This is a genomic window from Hyunsoonleella sp. J2K-J805 (assembly GCF_057167125.1).
The window spans coordinates 2,758,848-2,782,055 of record NZ_CM169901.1 but is presented as its reverse complement, the minus strand read 5'-3'; the positions used below and the strand labels follow the sequence as shown (position 1 = coordinate 2,782,055).

The 23,208-nt window shown below is 34.1% G+C and carries 18 protein-coding genes and 1 pseudogene; 14 read left to right on the top strand and 5 right to left on the bottom strand.

Going from position 1 to position 23,208, the window contains the following annotated elements:
* Positions 1 to 4: 4 nt before the first annotated feature.
* Positions 5 to 901 carry a helix-turn-helix domain-containing protein gene (locus AC1B0Z_RS12360; protein ID WP_483792352.1) on the bottom strand — a complete coding sequence of 299 codons (897 nt, stop codon included), beginning with the start codon at positions 899 to 901 and terminating at the stop codon, positions 5 to 7.
* Between the two features lie 192 nt (positions 902 to 1,093).
* Here AC1B0Z_RS12360 and hemA point away from each other — a divergent pair, with 192 nt between their 5' ends.
* The 9 genes from hemA (at position 1,094) to hemB (ending at position 10,685) form a co-directional block, all read left to right on the top strand.
* Positions 1,094 to 2,359 carry a glutamyl-tRNA reductase gene (gene hemA, locus AC1B0Z_RS12355; RefSeq protein ID WP_483795302.1) on the top strand — a complete coding sequence of 422 codons (1,266 nt, stop codon included), beginning with the start codon at positions 1,094 to 1,096 and terminating at the stop codon, positions 2,357 to 2,359.
* Positions 2,352 to 3,926, top strand: a complete 1,575-nt coding sequence (gene hemC, locus AC1B0Z_RS12350; protein WP_483792351.1) for a hydroxymethylbilane synthase — start codon at positions 2,352 to 2,354, stop codon at positions 3,924 to 3,926. Before hemA ends, hemC begins: the two co-directional genes overlap by 8 nt.
* A gap of 88 nt (positions 3,927 to 4,014) precedes the next feature.
* Positions 4,015 to 5,040, top strand: coding sequence for a uroporphyrinogen decarboxylase (hemE, locus tag AC1B0Z_RS12345; protein WP_483792350.1), 1,026 nt, complete (start codon positions 4,015 to 4,017; stop codon positions 5,038 to 5,040).
* A 210-nt stretch (positions 5,041 to 5,250) separates the two neighbouring features.
* Positions 5,251 to 6,606, top strand: a complete 1,356-nt coding sequence (locus AC1B0Z_RS12340) for a TrkH family potassium uptake protein (protein ID WP_483792349.1) — start codon at positions 5,251 to 5,253, stop codon at positions 6,604 to 6,606.
* Between the two features lie 2 nt (positions 6,607 to 6,608).
* Entirely contained in the window at positions 6,609 to 7,367 is a 759-nt protein-coding gene (locus AC1B0Z_RS12335; protein WP_483792348.1) for an EI24 domain-containing protein, read from the top strand.
* Positions 7,357 to 7,899, top strand: a complete 543-nt coding sequence (locus AC1B0Z_RS12330) for a GNAT family N-acetyltransferase (RefSeq protein WP_483792347.1) — start codon at positions 7,357 to 7,359, stop codon at positions 7,897 to 7,899. Before AC1B0Z_RS12335 ends, AC1B0Z_RS12330 begins: the two co-directional genes overlap by 11 nt.
* 72 nt (positions 7,900 to 7,971) lie before the next feature.
* Positions 7,972 to 8,616, top strand: coding sequence for a transposase (locus AC1B0Z_RS12325; protein WP_483792346.1), 645 nt, complete (start codon positions 7,972 to 7,974; stop codon positions 8,614 to 8,616).
* 20 nt (positions 8,617 to 8,636) lie between these two features.
* Entirely contained in the window at positions 8,637 to 9,548 is a 912-nt protein-coding gene (gene hemF / locus AC1B0Z_RS12320) for an oxygen-dependent coproporphyrinogen oxidase (RefSeq protein WP_483792345.1), read from the top strand.
* 147 nt (positions 9,549 to 9,695) lie between these two features.
* Positions 9,696 to 10,685 carry a porphobilinogen synthase gene (gene hemB, locus AC1B0Z_RS12315; RefSeq protein WP_483792344.1) on the top strand — a complete coding sequence of 330 codons (990 nt, stop codon included), beginning with the start codon at positions 9,696 to 9,698 and terminating at the stop codon, positions 10,683 to 10,685.
* Here hemB and AC1B0Z_RS12310 read toward each other — a convergent pair.
* Together AC1B0Z_RS12310 and AC1B0Z_RS12305 are read right to left on the bottom strand one after the other, a co-directional pair.
* Positions 10,682 to 13,519 (bottom strand): hypothetical protein, encoded by a 2,838-nt coding sequence (locus tag AC1B0Z_RS12310; RefSeq protein ID WP_483792343.1) that lies wholly within the window; start codon positions 13,517 to 13,519, stop codon positions 10,682 to 10,684. The two genes, hemB and AC1B0Z_RS12310, sit on opposite strands and share 4 nt — an antisense overlap.
* 76 nt (positions 13,520 to 13,595) lie before the next feature.
* Positions 13,596 to 16,340, bottom strand: a complete 2,745-nt coding sequence (locus AC1B0Z_RS12305) for a hypothetical protein (protein ID WP_483792342.1) — start codon at positions 16,338 to 16,340, stop codon at positions 13,596 to 13,598.
* A 118-nt stretch (positions 16,341 to 16,458) separates the two neighbouring features.
* Between AC1B0Z_RS12305 and AC1B0Z_RS12300 the strand changes: the two are divergent.
* A pseudogene (locus tag AC1B0Z_RS12300) lies at positions 16,459 to 16,619 on the top strand (hemolysin); the annotation flags it as partial.
* A 27-nt stretch (positions 16,620 to 16,646) separates the two neighbouring features.
* Here AC1B0Z_RS12300 and AC1B0Z_RS12295 read toward each other — a convergent pair.
* A complete protein-coding gene (locus tag AC1B0Z_RS12295; RefSeq protein WP_483792341.1) occupies positions 16,647 to 18,893 on the bottom strand; it encodes an ATP-binding protein in 2,247 nt (748 codons plus the stop codon).
* Between the two features lie 390 nt (positions 18,894 to 19,283).
* Between AC1B0Z_RS12295 and AC1B0Z_RS12290 the strand changes: the two genes are divergently transcribed.
* On the top strand, positions 19,284 to 20,387 hold the full coding sequence (locus AC1B0Z_RS12290; RefSeq protein ID WP_483792340.1) for a CNNM domain-containing protein: 1,104 nt from the start codon (positions 19,284 to 19,286) through the stop codon (positions 20,385 to 20,387).
* Between the two features lie 101 nt (positions 20,388 to 20,488).
* Here the strand turns inward: AC1B0Z_RS12290 and AC1B0Z_RS12285 are convergent, their stop codons facing one another.
* Entirely contained in the window at positions 20,489 to 20,887 is a 399-nt protein-coding gene (locus AC1B0Z_RS12285) for a hypothetical protein (RefSeq protein ID WP_483792339.1), read from the bottom strand.
* Positions 20,888 to 20,987: 100 nt separating this feature from the next.
* Here AC1B0Z_RS12285 and AC1B0Z_RS12280 point away from each other — a divergent pair, with 100 nt between their 5' ends.
* Genes AC1B0Z_RS12280 through AC1B0Z_RS12270 form a run of 3 tightly spaced genes read left to right on the top strand, consistent with a single transcriptional unit; the run spans position 20,988 to position 23,186 of the window.
* Positions 20,988 to 21,461: a methylated-DNA--[protein]-cysteine S-methyltransferase gene (locus AC1B0Z_RS12280; RefSeq protein WP_483792338.1), complete on the top strand. Its 474-nt coding sequence runs from the start codon at positions 20,988 to 20,990 to the stop codon at positions 21,459 to 21,461.
* Positions 21,462 to 21,983, top strand: coding sequence for a DUF4442 domain-containing protein (locus AC1B0Z_RS12275; protein WP_483792337.1), 522 nt, complete (start codon positions 21,462 to 21,464; stop codon positions 21,981 to 21,983). It abuts the gene before it with no gap.
* A gap of 45 nt (positions 21,984 to 22,028) precedes the next feature.
* On the top strand, positions 22,029 to 23,186 hold the full coding sequence (locus tag AC1B0Z_RS12270) for a serine hydrolase domain-containing protein (RefSeq protein WP_483792336.1): 1,158 nt from the start codon (positions 22,029 to 22,031) through the stop codon (positions 23,184 to 23,186).
* Positions 23,187 to 23,208: the final 22 nt, after the last annotated feature.

The following is a 23,208-nucleotide window of genomic DNA, read 5'->3' as shown; positions in this document are numbered from 1 at the left end:
TCTATTAATTTAAAGACATAACGTACTTTTTTGGCGTTGTACCATACTTCTTTTTAAATGCCGCAATAAAATGACTAGACGTACTATAGCCTACTTTATGCCCCACTTCGTTTACATTATCATCGCCTGCTTCTAGTAGTTTTCTTGCAACCTCCATTTTATAGTCGAATAAAAAGCTGAATACAGAGTCGCCATAAATTTGCTTAAAGCCTTCTTTTAGTTTTTTAATATTCAATCCTATTTCATCAGCCAGTTCTTGTAGTGTTGGTGGTTCAGCCATTCGAGATATAATAATATCCTTAGCCTTTCGTATTTTAATAACATTGGCTTCATCCACTAAAAACGGACATTGTTCCACATCGGCATCTTCACTTCTATTAAAGTACAAACTCAACAATTCGTAGGCTTTCCCATTGAAATACAACTGTTTTATGGATGAATTCAAATTATAATTAATCAACTGATTTAAGACAATGGCCATTGAAGGTGTAATCACACCATCTTTATAATACTTTTTGTCTTTGTTTTCGGAATTTAAGAAGGAAATATAATCGGCTTCTTGTGAAAACAAACCATGAAATTTCTGTATTGAAATTAATACTGAAACTATCCAAGAATTAGGATTAACTTGAAGGTCTATAGGTAACTCACGTTGCGGGTTATACAACAATAACGAGTTTTCTTCGTGTATATCTAAACTGTAACGCCCTTGGTTAAAAACGAAAGTGGTGCCGCCTTTAATACAAAAGTGAAATTGAATAAATGCGCTATCTATTTCTTTTGCAACGCTTTGAGGGATACTTTCATCATTTTTAAAGGTTAAAATCAAAAAGCCATCATCTATTTTTGTCTCTTCAAAAGTTCTTCTAGCGATACTTTTTGCGTTGTGCTCACTGTTCATTTTTTCTTTTTTATTTAGAATAGTTCTAAATTAAAGCATTCAAAACCATCCAATTCACTACAAAAATATGACATTTATCATATTATTTCTGCAAAATGCTTTAAAAAACCACAAACGATACTAAAAGTTCTTTCAGCGTTATTTTTTTATTATCAATGACCTTACTTTTGTGTGGCAATTTCAGGTAGAGTAATGCACAAATACAATATCAGTAGAAGTAGTTCATTTTACGCCATTGGCTTAAGTTATAAAAAAGCCGATGCCGATATTCGTGGGCGTTTTAGTTTGGATGATGAATCTAAGCATGCATTGCTACAACAAGCCAAAGACAATGCTATTGAAAGCTTAATTGTAACGTCTACCTGTAATCGTACTGAAATTTACGGTTTTGCACAACATCCTTATCAACTTATCGAATTGCTTTGTGATAATACAAATGGCACTGTCGAAGAATTTAGAGATGTAGCATATATTTACAAGAATAAAGAAGCCATTGCTCACATGTTTAAGGTTGGTTCTGGGTTAGACAGCCAAATTTTAGGCGATTTTGAAATTATAAGTCAGTTAAAATCCAGCACAAAGCTTTCTAGAAAATACAACTTACTTAATCACTTTTCGGAGCGTTTAGTTAATGCAGTTATTCAAGCCAGTAAGCGCATTAAAACAGAAACCAATATTTCCTCTGGCGCTACTTCAGTATCATTTGCTTCAGTACAATACATTTTTAAAAATGTTGAAGATGTTTCTAATAAAGACATACTGCTTTTCGGTACAGGAAAGATTGGTAGAAACACTTGTGAAAATCTCGTAAAACATACCGAAAACGAGCATATCACACTTATTAATAGAACCAAAGACAAGGCTGAACAAATTGCTGGAAAGTTCAATTTAGTAGTCAAAGATTATGCGAATTTGCAAGAAGAAATCAGTACTTCAGATATTTTAATTGTAGCAACAGGTGCGCATCGTCCTACCATTGATAAACACCTTATTCAAACTAAAAAACCTTTATTAATACTTGATTTATCTATTCCTAAGAACGTAAATGAAAATGTCTTAGAGTTAGATAATGTTTCCTTAGTACATCTTGACCATTTATCAAAAATTACTGATGAAACTCTAGAAAAACGCAAAGAGCACATTCCTTTAGCTGAGCAAATTATAGAAGATATAAAAGCAGAGTTTAACAGCTGGTTAGAAACTAGAAAGTTTGCACCTACTATAAAAGCTTTAAAACATAAATTAGCAGATTTTGCAGCTGCAGAGTTAGATACCCAACGTAAAAAACTATCTGATTTTAATGAAGAACAAGCAGAATTAATCAGCAATAAAATCATTCAAAAAATAACCAATCATTTTGCGCATCATTTAAAGGATGATGACGTTTCTACAGATGATAGTCTAGAACTGATAAAAAAAGTATTTCAGTTAGAAGAACCACAAAAAATAAATGTCTAAAACCATAAGAATTGGTACACGCGATAGTGAATTAGCACTATGGCAAGCCAAAATAGTACAAAGTCTACTCGAAAAAGAAGGGCATACTACAGAGTTAGTCCCTGTAAAATCCACCGGTGATTTAGTTTTAGATAAACCGCTTTATGAGTTGGGCATCACTGGTATTTTTACGCGTACTTTAGATATTGCCATGTTAAATCACGATATCGATATTGCAGTACATTCATTAAAAGACGTACCCACCGTTTTACCAAAAGGCATTATACAAGCTGCAGTTTTAAAACGCGGTAACGTAAATGACACCTTAGTATTTAAAGATAATGAAGAGTTTTTAGGTGCAAAAGATGCCGTAATTGCTACAGGTAGTTTGCGTAGAAAAGCGCAATGGCTTAACCGCTACCCTACACATACCATTACAGATTTGCGTGGTAACGTTAATTCGCGTTTACAAAAACTGCAAGATAACGAGTGGAATGGTGCTATTTTTGCCGCTGCCGGCATTGGAAGAATTGGTATTAGACCAGAAGAAGCCATTAATCTAGATTGGATGATTCCTGCTCCTGCACAAGGCGCTATTATGATTACAGCTTTAGATGAAGACGATTTTGTCAGAGAGGCTTGTGCTGCATTAAACCACGAAGAAACCGAAATTTGCACGACTATAGAACGTAAGTTTTTAAACCGTTTGGAAGGCGGTTGTACCGCACCCATTGGAGCTTTAGCCAGAATTAAAGATGAGGAAGTACTCTTTAAAGGTATTCTTTTAAGTAAAGATGGTTCTAAAAAAATACAGGTAGAACGTTCTGAAAAACTGGGTAAACATGAAAATCTAGCTATCTTTTGTGCCGATTATATTATTGAGCGCGGTGGCAAACGACTAATGGATGAGATAAAATACTCAAATAAGGTTACTAATGTATTTTCTACTAAAAAGTTAACTCAAGATCAGCAAAAACTATTTCATGAGAAAGTCGTGGTTAAGAGTGATGACTTTATAAAAATAAGTTTGAATCGTATTCGCCCTCAAGTTTTAAAAGCTGAGATTGAAAACGTTGTTATTACTAGTAAGAATGCTGTGGAGGCTTTAATTACCAATTATTCTGCTGTCGAATTACAGTTTAAAAATATTTATTGTGTTGGTCGTAGAACGAAACGTTTAATAGAACGGAAAATAGGTAAAGTAAAACATGCCGAAAAAAACGCAAAAAAGCTCGCTGAATATTTAGTAGATTATATTGAAGGTACTGAAGTAACCTATTTTTGTAGTGATCTCAGGTTAGATGCTTTACCAACAATTTTGACCGAAAACAATATAATAGTTAATGAAGTTGAAGCCTACCAAACTAAATACGATGGGCATAAAGTTGAAGATTCTATTGAAGGTGCTATGTTTTATAGTCCGTCAACGGTGGAAAGCTTTGTCCGCAGTAATAAAAGTGATGTTATAGCATTTTGTATTGGCGAAACCACAGCTAAAGAAGCAAAAAAACACTTTAAAGATGTTAGGGTGGCCAAAGTACCTACTGTAGAGAGTGTTATTGAGTTGGTTAATGCACATTATGTTTAGTTGTTGTCATGCTGAACTCGTTTCAGCATCTAATAATATTTAAGTTTCAATTAATAAGATTCCTGCCTTCGCAGGAATGACAAAAGATATGATTAAAAACGATTTATTTTTAAGAGCATTAAAAGGAGAAACTGTAGACCGTCCACCAGTATGGATGATGCGTCAAGCAGGACGTTACTTGCCAGAATTCATGGAAATAAAGGCAAAATACGATTTCTTTACACGTTGCCAAACGCCAGAATTAGCAAGTGAAATTACTGTGCAACCAATCCGCCGTTATGGTATGGATGCCGCAATTTTGTTTAGCGATATTTTGGTTATTCCACAGGCCATGAATATCGAAGTGCAAATGAAACCTAACTTCGGTCCATATTTACCAAACCCTGTGCGTTCTCAAAAAGACGTTGATAATGTTATTGTGCCAGACGTTACTGTAGAATTAGATTACGTTTATCAAGCCATAAAAGCTACTAAAGAAAAGCTTAATGATGAAATCCCGCTAATAGGTTTTGCAGGTTCACCGTGGACTATTTTATGCTATTGCGTACAAGGTCAAGGCAGTAAAAACTTTGATAAAGCCAAAGAGTTTTGTTTTACAAACCCAGTTGCAGCGCACCAACTATTACAAAAAATTACAGATACAACTATTGCTTATTTAAAGGAAAAAGTAAAAGCAGGTTGTAACGCTGTTCAGGTGTTCGATTCTTGGGGAGGGATGCTGTCTCCGGTTGATTATCAAGAATTTTCGTGGCAGTATATCCAGCAAATTATTGATGCTTTAAAGGACGACGCGCCTGTTATCGCTTTCGGAAAAGGCTGCTGGTTTGCACTCGGCGAAATGGCAAAATCTGGTGCTTCGGCTTTGGGTGTAGATTGGACGTGTTCCGCTAGAAACGCTCGTTATTTAACAGGAGGCAACATCACGCTTCAAGGTAATTTCGACCCAACACGCCTATTTTCACCACCATCAGAAATCAAAAAAATGGTACATCAAATGATTAATGAGTTTGGTAAAGATAAATACATTGTAAACCTTGGTCATGGTATCTTGCCAAATATAGGTTTAGATAATGCCAAAGCGTTTATAGATGCCGTAAAAGAGTACGGAAATTAAAATTATTTGGGCGTTACCTACTTTTTTATGTAACATTTGGTTTTAATTATCAACTAATCGCTGTAAAAAGTAGGTCGGGCTTTCGGGAGTCGCTCCCTCCGGCGTCGGGGAGCTTCAACAAATCCCTCAATCCCTAACGCAGAAGTACCCTTTAATAATGTAATTTTTGTTTTAAAAGGTTTATTTTTATAGCAACAACCTTAATTACTTATGCCAAATAAATTTCAACAACTTACCAAAAAATATACGCTACTAAAAAAGGGATGGTCGCCTCAACAAAATTTATTTTACGGCTTTTCAACCTATATTATTTTAGGTTTTTTGTTGTTATGTCTTCCTTTAGTTCAAAAACAAAGTGCACCTATACTAGACCATTTATTTATTTCAACATCTGCAGTTTCAACAACAGGTTTAGTAACGATTTCAATTTTTGATACCTACAATTTTTTTGGTCAGTTTATTATCATGATACTCATTCAACTAGGAGGTATAGGGTATTTAAGTTTTACAACCTTTATGCTCTTATCTACTACCAGGAGAATGACCATCTGGCACAAAAAAATACTCTCTACAGAATTTACACTACCAAAAACCATCAAGATTAACGATTTTTTAAAATCGGTAATACTATTTACGTTTATTATGGAACTCCTAGGTGCTATTTTATTTTTTATAGCTTTTAAAAATGAAGGCGCTCCATTTTGGGAAACGCTTTGGTCGTCTATATTTCATAGTGTAAGTACATTTTGTACCGCAGGTTTCAGTCTTTTTAATAGCGGATTTACAGAATATGTAGATAATCATTTTGTAAATTTCATCATCTCCATGCTAGCCATTTGCGGTTCTTTAGGCTTTATAGTTATTACCGATTTTGGTATGTTTATCAGAAAAAAAACGCATAAGTTGAGCTTCACAACAAAAATTATCCTTTACGGGTTTTTAATACTGTTAAGCTTTGGAACGGTTTTCTTTTATTTTTTCGAACCTTCTATAGCAAACTTATCAGGGAAATCTAGATTTTTGGCATCGTTTTTTCAAACCATGACAGCCATGACTACCGTAGGTTTTAATACCGTAGATTTTGGAATGTTTTCTCAAGCTATGATGCTTATATGTATTTTTTTAATGTATGTTGGGGCATCGCCTTCAGGAACCGCTGGCGGTATAAAAATAACAACACTCACAGCAGTTTTTGCCATTTTAAAAAGTCAACTAAAAGGTAGCAAAAACATCACGTTTTTAGGTCGTATTATTCCTTATGAAAGACTTTATGTCGCCACTTCAGCATTTATTTTTTATACCATAATCATTTTAATAGGCACATTTTTAATCACAGTTACTAACGATTTAAAATTTGAAGAAATTCTATTTGAAGTAGCCTCGGCGTTGGGTACAGTTGGTATAAGTACAGGTATTACTAGCGATATTAACACCTTTGGAAAAATAGTTGTGATTGTATTAATGTTTATAGGACGATTAGGCGTGCTTACTTTTGGTTTAGCCATTTGGGCAAGAAGTAAAACAGAAGAAGACACCCCCATTTTAAAAGAAGATATAGCAGTTTAACAATGATTAAAAATATCATTTCGGGAATTAAAGCATACTTCGGTGCTTTCAGTTTAATTTCAAAATTAAAACTCTGGAAGTATTTTGCTATTCCTATGCTTATCAGTTTTTTAACGGCCATTGCTGTATTTGGTTCAGCCTACGGGTTTTCTGATGTACTTACAGATTACATTACTAGCGTTTTTCCTAGTTGGAATTCTTATTCTTGGGTTAAAGCAACTTTTAGAATTTTAACTGGTTTAATCATTATAGTTATCGGACTCATTCTATTCAAACATATTATAATGGCACTATCAGCGCCTTTTATGAGTCCTGTTTCAGAAAAAATTGAAGCTCACTTTACAGGAAACCCACCGCATTCACATAGAGACACAACTTTTATGCAACAACTTTGGCGTGGAATAAAAATTAATGGTCGGAATTTATTAATGGAATTATTACTTACTATTCCTATTTTACTTTTAAAGTTCATTCCTATTGTCAATATATTTTCAACCGTTTTGTTGTTTATGGTGCAGGCCTATTATGCAGGTTTTGGTAATATGGATTATACATTAGAACGTCATTTTCAATATAAAGAAAGCCTACAATTTGTGCGCAAGCATCGCGGTTTAGCTATTGGCAACGGTATTGTATTTATTCTGTTTTTACTAATTCCGGTTATTGGTGTTATTTTAGTATTACCATTATCGGTTACAGCAGCTTCAACACGAACAGTAGAGGCACTTCAACTTAAAACTAAACCTGTACATGCAGCTTAATTTGAGGTCGTATTACATAGCGCCAATAGAATTAAAAGACGCATGGAACATCTGCAATCTTGTTGTAGCCAATGAGGACCGCTTAAAACGGTATTTCCCAAAAACATTAGAGCAAAATTTAACCCCAGATTTATCAAATATTTTCGTTGAAAAAAAGGTAAAGCAATTCAACAATAAAGAAGAATTTCTATTTACTATTAAAGAAAATAAATCTAATATCTTAGTCGGTTTAGTTTATATCAAAGCGCTAGATTGGACTAAAAAGCAAGGAGAGTTTGCCTATTGTATTGATTATAATGTTGAAGGTAAAGGCATCATGACGGAGGCTATTCAGCAACTATCAGAATATGCTTTTGAAAATTTAGGCATAGAAACACTTCAAATTATTGTACACAAAAGTAATATAGGCAGTGTGAAAGTTGCCGACAATTGTAATTTCACATACATTAAAACATTAAAAAACGAACATACACCTCCAGGAGAAGCGCCGCTGGATATGGAGTTGTACGAATTATATAAAGAGATTGAGTAAATATTTAACCTATAAGCTTAATAAGACCTGCGAGGTTTTAAAAACCTTGTAGGTCTAAATCTAAAGATTAAAATGAAACTCGAAATATTAGAAAAAAATCATTATTATCATATTTTTAATCGAGGAATTAATAGCGATATTATTTTTCAGAATGAAGATAATATGTTTTATTTTTTAAAATTGATTGAAAAACATTTAAATAATAAAGTTGATATTATTGCATATTGTTTGATGAATAATCATTTTCATCTAGTTGTAAAAATTATTTCGGAAGAATCATTAGCAACGCAATCATTTTCAAATATTTTTAATGCTTACGCTAAAGCTTATAATAAACAACAAAATAGAACTGGAAGCCTCTTTGAAAAACACTTCAAAAGAAAAAAAATACAAGATGAAAATTACCTGAAAAATTTAATTATCTATGTTCATAAAAACCCCGAAAATCATGGATTAGTTGAAAATTTTGAACACTATGAATTCACTTCTTTTCATTCTTATTTAGAAAACACATTAGCTAAAGAAAAAGAATATATCCTAGGCTTATTTGAAGATATTGATAATTTTCAATACGCGCATAAAGAAGACCTACAAGGTTTTGAAAACCTTGCAGGTCTCGAAGTCGAAACTATTACTAAACAGGCCAATAACAACAAGATAGCAGACCCCAACCAGCATGAAACGTACTCCAACCTGGGAGTCTTGATGATCTTGTAGGTTTCAAAGAAAAACCCTCAATGAAAAAACAATTCTACCAATACATCCAAGATTTACAAGACAGCATTACCTCCAAACTGGAAGACATTGATGGTAAAGCAAAGTTCCAACAAGATATATGGAAACGACCAGAAGGTGGCGGCGGACGCACACGTGTTATTGAAAACGGTAACGTTTTTGAAAAGGGTGGCGTAAATATTTCAGGTGTTCATGGGAAACTTCCAAAATCAATGCAAGCTTATTTTAAAGTGGGTGATGTTGATTTTTTTGCTTGTGGACTGAGTTTGGTGTTGCATCCAAAAAATCCAATGGTGCCAACCGTTCATGCAAATTGGCGTTATTTTGAAATGTATGGTAAGGATGGTGAAATTATTGATCAGTGGTTTGGTGGCGGACAAGATTTAACACCTTATTATCTATTTGAAGAAGATGCTAAACACTTTCATAACACCTGTAAAACAGCTTGCGATAAGCATAATCCTGAGTTTTACCCGAAGTATAAAGCACGTTGCGACGAATACTTTTACAACGCCCACAGAAATGAAGGTAGAGGCTTAGGTGGTTTATTTTTTGACTACTGCAAAGCAACCGATGCTATGACTATGGAAAATTGGTATAACTTTGTAACCGAAGTTGGTAATAGCTTTTTAGAAGCTTACGTGCCAATAGTTGAAAAACGTAAAGATTTATCTTATACCCAAGCGCAGAGAGATTGGCAAGAAATTCGTCGCGGACGCTACGTAGAATTTAATTTAGTGCATGATAAAGGCACGCTGTTTGGATTAAAAACCAACGGACGCATTGAAAGTATTTTAATGAGTTTACCACCCCATGTGCAATGGGTGTATGACCATCATCCTGAAGCTGGAAGCGAAGAAGAAAAATTAATTGAAGTATTGAAAAATCCTAAAGAGTGGGTAGAAGCCTCCTAACCCCCAAAGGGGGAACTCTTACTGTTATGAGAACAAGTTTAGCTGATAAAATAATAACTAGTTTCAATTCTTTTAATAAAGAGGCGAAACTCTTAAACCCTATTCACCCCTAATAGGTATTCCCCCTTTGGGGGCTAGGGGGCTTTTATGTATCCATTACGAAGAAACCGAAGATTAAGAACTAACGAAGCTATTCGCGCTTTAGTTCGTGAAACCATAATTACACCAAACGATTTTTTAGTACCACTGTTTGTGGTGGAAGGCAAAGGCGTAAAAGACGAAATTCCATCAATGCCAAATTACTTTCGTTATAGTTTAGATTTGCTAGAGGACGAAGTTAAAGAACTTTGGAAACTAGGTTTAAAATCGGTTTTACTTTTTGTAAAAGTGCCCGATAACTTAAAAGACAATGCAGGAAAAGAAGCATTAAATCCTAACGGATTGATGCAACGCGCTATAAAAACCGTTAAAAATGCGTGTCCTGATATGCTAGTGATGACTGATGTGGCTCTAGACCCTTACTCAGCTTACGGACATGACGGTATTATTGAAAACGGACAAATCATTAACGATGAAACTGCCGAGGTTTTAGCAGAAATGAGTATTTCGCATGCTGCAGCAGGAGCCGATTTTGTGGCACCAAGTGATATGATGGATGGTCGTATTTTAACCATTCGTGAAGCTTTGGAAGATGAGGGCTTTATAAATACGGGTATTATGAGTTATTCAGCAAAATATGCTTCCGCATTTTATGGGCCTTTTCGTGATGCCCTAGATTCTGCGCCTGTAGACATTCAAGATATTCCAAAGGACAAAAAAACCTATCAAATGGATTATGGGAATCGTTTTGAAGCCATAAGAGAAACAGAAATGGATATTGATGAAGGCGCAGATATCGTTATGGTAAAACCAGGTATTTCATATTTAGATATTTTAAGAGAAATTAAAAACGAAGTGGATGTGCCTGTAGCTATTTACCAAGTATCCGGAGAATACGCCATGATAAAAGCGGCGGCTGAAAAAGGCTGGTTAGACCACGACCAAATAATGCTAGAAACCACCACAGCTTTTAAGCGTGCAGGCGCGGATATAATTGCGAGTTATTTTGCTAAGGATGTTGTTAAATTGATTTCTTAGTTGTTTTCTAATCTCTTATCAACAGTATATGTTGTTTCATGGTACCCTATTTTACCATCGGGCGAAATAGCTTCTATTACAACCAACATATCGCCTGTATTATCGCCATTGTAAAACTCAACTTTTGCATTTCCATCTTCATCAGTTTGCGCCAAAGGTTTCCAATGAATAACTGAACGCAAATCTGAAACATTCCAATCATCATCTTCTAATTTATCATATTTGGGGGCATAAAATTCACGTTTGGCTGAAAATCCAGAAACTTTCCCTTGAAAAATGCCTTTGGTAAATCCAATAGCTGCAATGCCCATACTGCCATAGGTATATATACTTATAATACCAACAATAGGCGCCTCACTTGCAATCATAGCACTTATTCTTAGAACATCCATTCGCGGAAATACCTCTTGGTAATATCGTAAAATACTACCTTTAGGTCTTCTTAAAATCTCTACACTTTTTATGTTTTCAACGGTTAGAGCTGGCAAAAGGGGATAATCCCTACCTTCAACTATTTCTCCATCAATAAATACAAGAGCATGATTTGTATTTGCAATTTTGGGAACAGCTATAGGCCTATATGGGGTATCCTTAAGGTCAGGACCAAGGTCAAAAGCCTGAACAGGTAAATATACATTCTGAAAATAAATATCGTCTGGAAACTTAGTTCTAAGAAGGTCGTATAACCCCGACATCCAGTCTTCTTCTTCCTTTACCAGTTCTTCATTTTCTATAACCGTATCAGGCGGACCGTGAAGCTTAAATATCTTCTCGCGCTCGGGTGTTATATTATAGCCTGTTAGTTCTACTGCATCTAATGCAACGGTTTCGGTTGTGGTTTTAAAATCGTTATTCGTATTGTACTGAACAATACTTTCTTCAATAAAAGTCTTATAAATTGTATCGGCTAGTGTAACGGTTTCTTCGGTTTTGTATTTCACTTTTGGTGGTGCTATTGCATCATCTAAGGTGATATTATAATCTTTTGGTGCGCCTTTTTTATTTGTAGATTGAATTAGTATGGAATGCTCATCTGCAAAGAGATTATTTAAACTAAACGTAAATGCGCCTAAACTATCGGTTTCTTGGGTATGCACACTAAAAGAAGGCTTTGTAATCATAGTGAGGTTAATAGGTTTTTTCGGGGTTTTGTTTTTGTTAAAATTAGATCTTACTTTTCCAGATATAACTGCCTCTGTTTCGGGTTGAAACTCAAAATTTGTGCCTGTATCCGTTTTATCATAAATATAATCTCGCCAACCTTGTGTTAGCATTAGCGCTTCTAAATCGGGTTTTCTAAGCTTATTATTGCTATCAAAATAATAATTAGGGTTTTCTATAAATCCTTTTAATTCTGAGTTTAATAAAAAATAGGACAACATATTGGGTTGTACCTTTTGTGTTGAACCTAATTTGTTTTTATCCATTACCAGTGCAGAGAAATTAGCTTTAACAGGACTGTCATCGACATCAGAAACAGATACCTTAAGTGCTGTTTTATCGCGTTGGCCATAAAATCTTCTATTGGTCTTTGCCTTTATATTTAATATTTTTTCTTCCTTGAAATTAAAGAACAAACGTTCACAAATGGGGACATTATTACTATTAAACAATGTGAGATTTACAATACCATTGGGAATTAGTGTTTTTTTAACCAAAGCTTCATGCATGCCATTTTCCAATACAAAAGGATGCTTTTGTATCAATACACCACGGCTTCTCAGCTCAACATATAAGCTATCTGTGTTTTGAATATTGCTTTTTACAGTTAAACTCATGTAGTCTCCAGTTTCTCCTGCACTCAACAGGTAACCCAGTGCCATTACTTTTGGAAATGGATATTTATAAGCAACACCTTCTTCACTTATAATTTTTCCATAATACGATTTGCTCTTACTTGGCTTAAAATAGGTAAAACCCATCCCTAAATTATTAGTGGTAAAAGGTCTAATTATACTGTCTGTTTCATCTACAATATGACCACTAACTACTGCTCCCAACCCTTTATAATTAATAGCTTTATAGGCTATTTTGTTTTCTAACCCATCAATCATTTTTCCGCCTTCCGGGAAAAACTGTAAATCCAAAAAATCTTTATCTAAGGCTATGGTTTTGGAGTAGGTGCTTTCTGTTTTTCGCTTTCGGTTTTTCAATTTGGTGTCTTCCAGCTTTACCTTGAGCTTTACCGTTACCAAATCCATGGGTAAGTCGTACTCCATGACATATTGCTTGTTTTTTTGTTTTACTTCAATAGAGTCCAACAAGCCTTTAGATTCAATATATATTGTCAAATCTTTGTTGTAATCGTCTTTTATGCCTTCTGGGAATATGCTTGCTGATAGTTTTACTTGATTTTCGTCTGTTTCTGTGAGTGCAATATTTCTTATTATTTCTTCCTTGTTGAAATCTTCTAAATCAAGTACATCAATGTAGTGTTCATAAATAAAGTCTTCTCCAAAATTTCTGTTCCACGTGGTGTAAGCTCTTATTAAATACCGTCCAGAAGGTAAAGCATCACTTAAATCAAAAAAACCATCAGATAAACCGTTTTCCAATTTTAGCGTTTTTGTATCTATAATATTTTCATCAAAATCTATAAGCTCAACATATAAAACGCCACTTAGCCTTGTAGGTTGGTTTATGGTATTGGTTACAATGGCCTTGTACCAGATGGTTTCCCCGGTTGAATAAATGGTATTGCTTAGTTGCAGGTATATTTTTTCGGCGAAAGCATTCCTGGTTGTTTTTTTGAGATTTAATGTGTCTTTCGCCTGCGAGTGTACAGAAGCGAGGCAACAAAAAAAGAGCAATATTGAAACAGATTTTCGTATCATAGTAACCCACATTAAGAGCTTTTATTCAAGATATAATTTGACCATAAGTTAAACCAAGGACTTAAAACCTATTCTATTAATTGTTTTCCAATCGTTTTTCTACTGTGTAAGAGGTCTCAAAATAGCCAATTTTTCCATCAGGTGTAATGGCCTCTATGATGATAAGTTTGTCACCAATGATATCATCATTGTAAAATTCCAGTGCAATGTCTCCTTTCTCATCGGTGAACAAAGAAGGTTCCCAGTGTAATACTGGTCGTAAATCTGGTATATCCCAATCTACAGGTTTTAAAGTTTCGTATTTTGGTTGATAAAACTCGGGGGTAATTGAAAAACCGGAAAACTTTCCTCTAAAAATACCTTTTGCATATCCTAAAGCCGCCATTCCAATACCACTATAGGTATATATACTTATAATAGCAATGTTAACATTAGGATGATTACCAAACGCTCCTTTAGGTCTTTTTAAAATTTCAACACTTTTTATATTTTCAATGGTTAAATAGGGCAATAAAGGATAAGCTCCTTTACCAACCTCACCGCCATCAATATAATATATAGTCAATTCTGCACTAGCAATATGTGCTAGTAGAAAGCTTCCCCCATTTGGTATTTGCACTACTCTAAATGTAATATCATCTGGGAACTTAGTGCTAAGAAGGTCGTATAATCCAGACATCCATTTTTCTTCTCTCTCTTTGAGTTGTTCATTCTCTATGACGATATCTGGAGGTCCGTGAAGTTTAAACATTCTTTCACGTTCCGGTGTTACGTTGTAACCCGTCAATTCTACGGCGTCCAACTCCACGGTGCTGTCATCCAAATCGAATCCTGTTACAGCTAGCCTTTCTTGCTTTTTAATCTCTAAAAAGTCATTTATAACACTATCCGGGAGCGCTATTACTTCTTCTTTCTCATAGGTGATTTTAGGAGGGGGTATCGGTGCGTCTATCTTAATAGAATGTTCTTTGGCTCGCCCTTTTTTGTTGGAAGATTGTATTATAACATCCAGCTTATCGCCATAAGGGTCAAATAAATCAACAGAAAAACTACCAGTACTGTCCACTTCATGAGTATAAACTCCAGGTGGTTTACCAGAGGTCATTAAGATTAAATTCACGTCTTTTTTAGGTGCTTTGTTTTCATTCCAGATGGCACCCACCTTCCCAGAAACACGTAATGCGGTTTCAGGTTGTATATCAAAAACATGGTTTGCATCATTAAAACTATACTTATAGTTGCGCCAACCTTGGGTGAGCATTAGGGCTTCTAAATCTCGTTTTCTGTAAATATTGTTATTATTAAAGTAATGTGTAGGGTTCTCAATATGTCCTTTTAATTCTGAGTTTAATAAAAAATAAGATAGAATATTCCCTTTTAATTGCTCGGTTTGTACTATTTGATTTTCATCTATAACCAATACAGATAGGTTTGCCTCAACTGGTCGCCCATTACTATTGGTAACATTAAACTTAAGAGCCGTTTTATCTCTCTGGCTGTAATATTGCCCTTCAGTTTCTTTGGTAATGCTTAAATTGTTGGCTTCCTTAAGATGAAAAAACAAACGCTCACACAATGGTGTTTTATGCTCACTTAACAATGTAACATTAAGAATGCCTTGGGGTAATTTTTGTTTGGGTATCGAGGCATTATAAGGTGCATTAGATAATCTTACTGGAAATTCCTTTAATATTTCGCCTTTGGATTTAAGTTGTATCCAATAATCACGGATGGTTTTAGCCTTGGAAGTCACATTTATGTTCATGTAACTTGTTGTTTCCATTATACCTAAAACATGGCCTTCTGCATAGACCTTGGGGAGTTCAAACTTACTGGCAACATGGTGTTTAGAATTAATTTTACCATAATAGGTTTTATGAATTTTGGGTGTAAAAAGCACATAGCCCATGCCTAGGTTGTTGGTTTTAATGACAGTTATGACACTATCCTTTTCATCAACAATAACACCATTAATTTCTTTACCCAAGCCTTTATAGTTTAGTGCTTTAAACGCCAGTTTACTAGTTAAGCCATTAATTAACTTCCCGCTTTCAGGAAAAAACTGCAAGTCTATAAACCCCCTATCTATAGCGATGGTCTTGTTGTATGTTTTCTCTTCCCTTGTTTGAAAGTTTTTTAGCTTGGTGTCTTCTAATTTCATTTTTAGGTTTACCGAAACCGCTTCTTTAGGAAGTACATATTGCAACTTGTAAAACCCCTTTTCTCTTTTAATTTCTATGGTGTCTAAAAACGTCTCGGTTTTAATGTAAACCGTTACATCCTTTTTATAGTCGGGCTTTATAAGTTCTGGGAAAAGTTGGGCAAACACTTCGTGCTGGCCATCCTCTTCTTGATACAATGTTATGTTTTGTATGGGCGATGGCCGTTGGTTGCCATTGGCAGGAACGAGGTCAACGTATTGCTTGAACATAAAATCCTCACCAAAGTTTTTATTCCACGCCGTGTAGGCCCGTATTAAATAGCGCCCGGGAGTAGAGCTTTGCTCTAATTTAAAGCCATTGTCGGCCATTCCATTTATTAACTTTAACTTTTTTGTTGCCACAATGTCCTTGTCAAAATCGATAAGCTCTACGTGCAAAATACCACTTAGCCTTGTAGGTGCGTTTTTGGCGTCTGTAACTATGGCCTTAAACCAGATGGTTTCCTCGTTAGTAAATACCGAATTGTTGAGCTGAAGGTATATTTTTTCGGCAAAAGCGCTTCTGGTTGTTTTTTTAAGGTTTAATGTGTCTTTCGTTTGTGACTGTATAGAAGCGACGCAGCACAAAATGAATATCAATAAGGCCAATTTTTTTACCAAAACAGACAGGATTAAGATATTTCCTTCAATATACGATTTATTTATAAATAGAACAAAGTTACTATCGCGACTTAGTAAAATTGATTTTATAAATTAGTCACTTACTAAAACCTATTTAATGAGCGCACTAATATTTTGGGCAACTATTTCTATTTTCTTTTCCTTTTTATGTTCTATCCTTGAAGCTGTTTTACTTAGTGTTACACCAACATTTATTAATGTTAAAAACAAGAAGGTAAAGATTATGCCAAAACCTTAGAAAGGTTAAAAAAGGATATTGTGTAACTTTTAAACAGATAAAAAAGATTAAGTGCTTTGTAGATCTTCTTTTTTAGTTTTAAATTTTCGACTTTTTAATGCAAGAGGATTTTTCTTTATATGATTAATTATTGTAATTATAAATTGAGACTCATCATAAGGCTTTGAGAGGACATAATTTATATCAGCATTCTGTATATTTATTTTAATATCTTCATAATCTAATGCTGTTAAAGCTATAATAGGTACTGTTTTATTAAAAGTTCTTATAATTTCTGATGCTTCTATACCATTCATTTCGGGCATGTTTATATCCATAAGTATAATATCGTAATCATTAGCTTTAGCTAAAGAAACCGCCTCTTTACCATTAATAGCTAAATCGGATGTCATATCATGCTTTGAGAGCATGCGCTCGGTTATTTTTAGATTTATTTTATTATCATCTACCACCAATACGTGAGCTTTATCATTTACTTTTTTATCCTTTAAACAAACATCTAAAGCACAAGTTTCTTCAACATTTTTATTTTCAAATAAATTAAGCTCAAAACTAAAGCTAGAGCCTTTTCCCAGTTCACTTTCTAAACTAATCTCACTATTGTGTAACTTTAGTAGTTTTTCAACTATGGACAGGCCTAAACCAGAGCCTTTATGGCTGTAATTATCATTTCCAATTTGGGCAAACTCTTTAAAAATTACAGCTTGTTTATCCTTTGGAATACCAATACCATTGTCCTTTACCTCAAAAAACAAACGACAACGTCCATCGCTAGTTTTTCCCTTTAGCCTAACAGTCAACCAAATACTACCATTTTCATTAAATTTCGTGGCGTTACCAACTAAATTCATAAGAATTTGAGAAATCCTAACAGAACTGCCTATTAAATCATTTGGTATTTCTGGGTCTATTTGTAAGATGAGTTCATTGTTGTTTTGTTTTAATAAGTATTCAAACGATTTTTGAATATTTCTAATGATTTGACTTAGCTTAAATGGCGCCTTATCTAAAACAAGATTTTGATAATCCATTTTATTAATTAACAGAACATCATTAATTAACGCTAATAGGTAATCTGCAGAAAATTTAAGAGAGTCCAACTCCTGCTTGTGCTTTTCTGAAGTAATATCTTCTTGTAGCATCGAGGTTATACCAATGACACCATATAGAGGTGTTCTTAACTCATGACTTACTGTAGATAAGAATTGAGATTTAACTTTTGCTAGCCGTTCCGTTTCTTCTTTTGTTTTTTCTAACTCTTCATTCTTTTTATTTAATCTCACTACGTACTTTCGCCTAGACACAAATAGAAATAGTAGACCTCCAGAAACCAAAACCAAGGCAGCTAATATTACAATCAAAGTAGCGTTTAACTGTTTTGTTTTTTCTACTAATGCCTCTGATTGTTGCTTTTCTTTTTCTACTGTAGCTAGGTTTTCTTTATACTTAACAACATCAAATTTAGCACTAGCATTGGCTATAGCTCTTGTATTTTTTGCTGTATTAAATTTTTCATCGTGTTCACTTTTCTTTTCTAAATTGATTAGAGCATTTTTGTAATCACCCATATATTTATAATAGGCAATCAAATCCGTGTAAATGATTGCTGCCATTTCATCATCATTACCAACTAAATCTAATGCAGCAGTTAAGTTTTCATAAGCTTTGTCATAGGCTTTTGTTTGTAAATAATAATGGCCATTTAAATATTTAAATAACAATAAATAACTTGGCTCAGGTTGATATGGATTAGTAGCTGGGTCTGTAGCTTTTAAATACTGTAAAGCCTTTTTATTTTGGCCTTCTTCTAAATAAATCCATGCTAAGTTTACCTTAGACAAAAACACCTCGGCCGGATTTATGTTCTTAGTTTCATTAATCTCAATACCTTTTTTTATGTAATTAATACCTTTATTATGACCCCCTTCTGAATGTACCAACCACAAACCTTGGTTTAAGTATGCCCAAGTTTTTAAACTATCTATATTACTTTCTAAAGCAATTTTTAAAGATTGTTCCCCATACCTTTTTGCTCTTATGGAATCCCCAATAGCATCATGCAAAGACCATAGTAAATCTGATGCCACAAATTTATAATACGAAGAGTCTTTAATTATAGGCTTACTTAAAAGCTGTTGGGCGTGTAAAAGCGCATCTTTATAATTGTAATTTTCTCTTGCGATATGGCTCAAATGCAATATTGAATCCGCATTGATTTCATTAGCTTCTTCTTGAGAAGTAAGGTTGTTTAAAAAAAAGAAAAGACAAAGAAAGGCTAAGTAGTTTTTTTGCATTTAAAAGTAGATTGGGGCGATAAATATAATACTTTAGCCGAATATACTCAGAATATTAACACATACTGTACAGCAATTTAGTTTCTTTCTAAATTATTTTATTATTAATAATTCATTATAAGATAAAGATTATTTCAACTTTCAATTTTTAGATTCACATTAAAACTTTCTCTTTGTTTATAGCATTTACAATTGTTTTCGTAATAGTATTCTTGATCTTCTGAGTTTTATAAATTGCTTTGCTCTTTGTTTGGGTCTTTAACAAAAAGAACAAGGTTAAAATGAGTAATGTCGTTAAATATCTAATATCTTAAAATCATCAATTTTATTTGACTGTTATTTTAACCCTACTATTTTGTAACTTCGCATTAATTAAACTTCAATACATTAATGGGCTTACTCATTTTTTACGCCGTCATTTCTATTTTCTTTTCATTTTTATGTTCTATTTTAGAGGCTGTTTTACTTAGTATTACACCAACATTTATCAATGTAAAAAAGAAAGACGGCAAGGTTTACGCATTGGAATTAGAAGAATTAAAAAAGGATGTGGATCGTCCTTTAATTGCTATTCTAACTTTAAATACTATTGCACACACTGTGGGGGCAATTTTGGTTGGTGTACAAGCTAAAGTGGCTTATGTGGAGCTTTATGGTAGCACCAAGCGTAGTATTCTTGGTTTTGAATTTACCGAAGATGTTATGGTTGCAGTAGTATCAACGGTTATGACTATTTTAATTCTTGTGGCCTCAGAAATTATTCCAAAAACTATTGGTGCCACATTCTGGAAGCAACTGGCCAATTTTACAGCAAAAGCACTAAACGTTTTAATTTTTCCATTAAAATGGACAGGGATTTTATGGTTACTGCAACTCACTACAAAACTTATTGGGGGAAAAGGCCATGGCAGCGTTTTGAGCCGCGAAGGATTTATGGCTATGACAGATATTGCACATGAAGAAGGCGTGTTTCAAGAAAACGAAAGTAAGATTATAAAAAACCTTCTCACTTTCAAAGAAGTTTTTGCCAAAGATGTAATGACACCAAGGACGGTGATGAAAACAGAGGATGAAACAACAACTGTTGAGGATTTTTTTAAAAGAAATTTAAACATCCGTTTTTCAAGAATTCCAGTATACTCAAAAGACCAAGATAATATTACTGGATTAGTATTGAAAGATGAAATTTTTAAGGAAATGGCTTTAGATAAAGGCTCAAAAAAGCTCTCTGAATTAAAGCGAGATATTATTGTTGTTAATCGTGGCCTACCCATTCCTACATTGTTTGAAAAACTGGTAGAAAGCAGGAATCACATGGCATTGGTTGTTGATGAATATGGTTCAGTAAGTGGACTTGTAACTATGGAGGACGTAATTGAAACCCTCCTTGGAATGGAAATTATGGATGAGAGCGATAATGTTTCAGATTTGCAACATTTGGCTAGAAAAAGTTGGGAAGCACGTGCTAAAAAACTTGGTATTATTGAAGAATAATATAAGACATTAGAATCTTTTATCTCTTATAAACAGAAGGATCTACAATGAAGTTCTGCAGACCCTTGCTGCAGAAATAAACTAAAATTAATAACCAATAGTTATTGGTCTTTAGTACCCTCCCAAGTACCATTTAAATTTAAATTGGGGTTTCTCCAAGTTCCCGAAGAAGTAGTTGCTCTAAATTTTCCAGTAAATGATGCGCCGTTTGCTGCTGAACCAACTACGGCATCCAAATTTCCATCATCATCAATTGTACCATTAAGTGCTAAGTTTTGTTGCAAATCGTTTGAGAAGGCGGTACCAGTAACTCTACCATCTGTACTTACAACTACGGCATAGGTTCCAGAGTCATCACCACTAAATGTTCCAGACCAAGGGCCAGCAATTTCAATAAGACTAAATTCCTCTTCTGACACATTATCATCGTTACTAGAACAACCAGATAAAACAAGTGCTACGGATAAAAATAGAAGAGGTAAAATTTTCAATGTTTTCATGATATATCTTGTTTGTTTTTACATACATCGGTACATCTTCAAAACGTCATCAAAAAAACATCATATTTTTCTATATTTTGTATCTTCAAAAAAAAATTAAATGGAAGAATGTATCATAAATTCGCCCTTGGGTTTCGCGAAAATTGTTGGTGATGCAGATGGTATTTCTTCTGTTTCTATCTTAAATTCCGAAGAAAAAACTACTGATGTTATTCCTGTTGTCTTGGAAGAATGCACCATACAACTCAATGAGTATTTTGAGGGTTCCAGAAAACAATTTGATTTAAAATTAAACCCGATTGGAACTGATTTTCAAAAAAAAGTTTGGAAACAATTGGAACAAATCCCTTTTGGAAAAACCATATCTTATTTAGAACTTTCTAGACAATTAGGCGACGAAAAGGCTATAAGAGCAGTTGCCAATGCTAATGGTAAAAACCCGCTGTGGATTATTGTACCATGTCACCGCGTAATAGGAAGTGATGGCTCATTAACAGGTTATGCTGGAGGTTTGCACCGAAAACAATGGTTATTGGAGCATGAAAGTCCATACAAACAACAATCCCTTTTTTAGATGTATAAAACACTATCCAAAATTGCAAAGCGTTTTTTTACAGATGCCCAAATCTATAAATACGGCTTCAATTGGTCGCCTATGTATCGGAGAACTACGGCTAAAATTATTGAAGTTTCAGATGACTTGCATTTTGTAAAAATTAAAATTCCTTTAAGCTGGAAGAACAGAAATTACGTGGGGACAATTTTTGGGGGTAGTATGCTTTCGTCCACCGACCCGATTTATATGATTCAGCTCTTAAATATTCTTGGGGATAATTATGTGGTTTGGGATAAAGCCGCAACTATAAAATACCGAAGACCCGCAAAAGAAGCAGTGTTTTGCGAGTTTGTCTTTTCAAAACAAGATATTGCAAGCATAAAAAGAGATGTCTCGCAAAAAGGGGAAATCGATATCATTAAAACACCAAATATTGTAACAAAAGCGGGTACTGTTATTGCGGAATTAAGTAAAACCATTTATGTTGCTGATAAAGCCTTTTACAAAGAAAAGCGCAAACAAAAAACCAAACCTAAATAGCAATAAGAATTTTCATATCTTTAGTTGCATCTTCAAAAACTAGTTATGCGATTCTTAAGAAAATTTTTTAAGTGGTTAATTATCCTTTTCGGGTTGTTAATCATTGTGCTTTACATTACCGATACTGATTACCTGATTAAAGCTGTACGAACAATTTATTTAAAAGGGCATACTACAGCTTATCTAGAAGATTATAAATATTTTGATAACAGGGTTATTGAAAACGCTACACCGCAACCTTGGCCTAATCATAAAGATTATAATTCTGTAAGTCCAACAAGTGTGTTGGATAGTATTAATAAAAGTAACGGCACTGTGGCCTATGTGATTATTAAAAATGATAGTATTTGGTTTGAACAGTATTATGATGGTTATAATGAAAACTCTCAATCTAACTCCTTTTCTATGGCAAAAAGTTATGTATCTGGACTTATGGGTAAAGCTATTGAACAAGGTTATATAAAGAGTTTAGATCAACACGTTAGTGATTTTTTACCAACATTTAGTGAAGGATTGGCGGCTAAAATGACCGTTGGCCATTTGTCTTCCATGGCATCGGGAACTTCTTGGGACGAACGTTATTATTCGCCTTTTTCCATTGTAACGCGAGCCTATTTTGATGACAATTTAGAAAAAGTGATGTTGGGGTTAAAAATGGAAAAAGAACCCGGTAAAAGCTTTAAATACTCCAGTGGCGATACACAAATGCTGGCTATGGTTATTGAAAAAGCAACTGGTAAAAAGCTATACGATTATTTAACCGAAAGCTTTTGGAAGCCCTTGGGTTGTGAAAACCCAACACTTTGGCAAGTGGATAGTGAGGTACATGATTTGGTAAAGGCTTATTGTTGTATTGCAAGTAACGCTAAGGATTTTGCGCGTTTTGGAAAGCTATATAAAGACCATGGAAAGTGGAATGGTAAACAGATTTTGGACTCTGCTTTTGTTGCAAAATCATTAAAACCCGTGTACCCAGATGGAAGTGTTTATGGCTATGGCTGGTGGCTAAAATCTTTAGGCAAAAAAGATTTTTTTATGATGCGCGGGCACTTGGGTCAGTATGTGATTGTTGAACCTAATAATAATGTTATTATTGTAAGATTAGGGCATAAAAAAGGGGCTGAAGATGTTGTTGCTACTTTTACAGATGATATATCTGTTTATATTAAAGAGGCTTATAAAATGATGAATTCTAAATCTTAATATTTTGTTATTTAACAAATAA

Bases quoted from the DNA above. Each gene is read 5' to 3' on its own strand.
- AC1B0Z_RS12360 (WP_483792352.1), bottom strand. From the start codon at position 901: ATGAACAGTGAGCACAACGCAAAAAGTATCGCTAGAAGAACTTTTGAA.
- hemA (WP_483795302.1), top strand. From the start codon at position 1,094: ATGCACAAATACAATATCAGTAGAAGTAGTTCATTTTACGCCATTGGC.
- hemC (WP_483792351.1), top strand. From the start codon at position 2,352: ATGTCTAAAACCATAAGAATTGGTACACGCGATAGTGAATTAGCACTA.
- hemE (WP_483792350.1), top strand. From the start codon at position 4,015: ATGATTAAAAACGATTTATTTTTAAGAGCATTAAAAGGAGAAACTGTA.
- AC1B0Z_RS12340 (WP_483792349.1), top strand. From the start codon at position 5,251: ATGCCAAATAAATTTCAACAACTTACCAAAAAATATACGCTACTAAAA.
- AC1B0Z_RS12335 (WP_483792348.1), top strand. From the start codon at position 6,609: ATGATTAAAAATATCATTTCGGGAATTAAAGCATACTTCGGTGCTTTC.
- AC1B0Z_RS12330 (WP_483792347.1), top strand. From the start codon at position 7,357: ATGCAGCTTAATTTGAGGTCGTATTACATAGCGCCAATAGAATTAAAA.
- AC1B0Z_RS12325 (WP_483792346.1), top strand. From the start codon at position 7,972: ATGAAACTCGAAATATTAGAAAAAAATCATTATTATCATATTTTTAAT.
- hemF (WP_483792345.1), top strand. From the start codon at position 8,637: ATGAAAAAACAATTCTACCAATACATCCAAGATTTACAAGACAGCATT.
- hemB (WP_483792344.1), top strand. From the start codon at position 9,696: ATGTATCCATTACGAAGAAACCGAAGATTAAGAACTAACGAAGCTATT.
- AC1B0Z_RS12310 (WP_483792343.1), bottom strand. From the start codon at position 13,519: ATGATACGAAAATCTGTTTCAATATTGCTCTTTTTTTGTTGCCTCGCT.
- AC1B0Z_RS12295 (WP_483792341.1), bottom strand. From the start codon at position 18,893: ATGCAAAAAAACTACTTAGCCTTTCTTTGTCTTTTCTTTTTTTTAAAC.
- AC1B0Z_RS12290 (WP_483792340.1), top strand. From the start codon at position 19,284: ATGGGCTTACTCATTTTTTACGCCGTCATTTCTATTTTCTTTTCATTT.
- AC1B0Z_RS12285 (WP_483792339.1), bottom strand. From the start codon at position 20,887: ATGAAAACATTGAAAATTTTACCTCTTCTATTTTTATCCGTAGCACTT.
- AC1B0Z_RS12280 (WP_483792338.1), top strand. From the start codon at position 20,988: ATGGAAGAATGTATCATAAATTCGCCCTTGGGTTTCGCGAAAATTGTT.
- AC1B0Z_RS12275 (WP_483792337.1), top strand. From the start codon at position 21,462: ATGTATAAAACACTATCCAAAATTGCAAAGCGTTTTTTTACAGATGCC.
- AC1B0Z_RS12270 (WP_483792336.1), top strand. From the start codon at position 22,029: ATGCGATTCTTAAGAAAATTTTTTAAGTGGTTAATTATCCTTTTCGGG.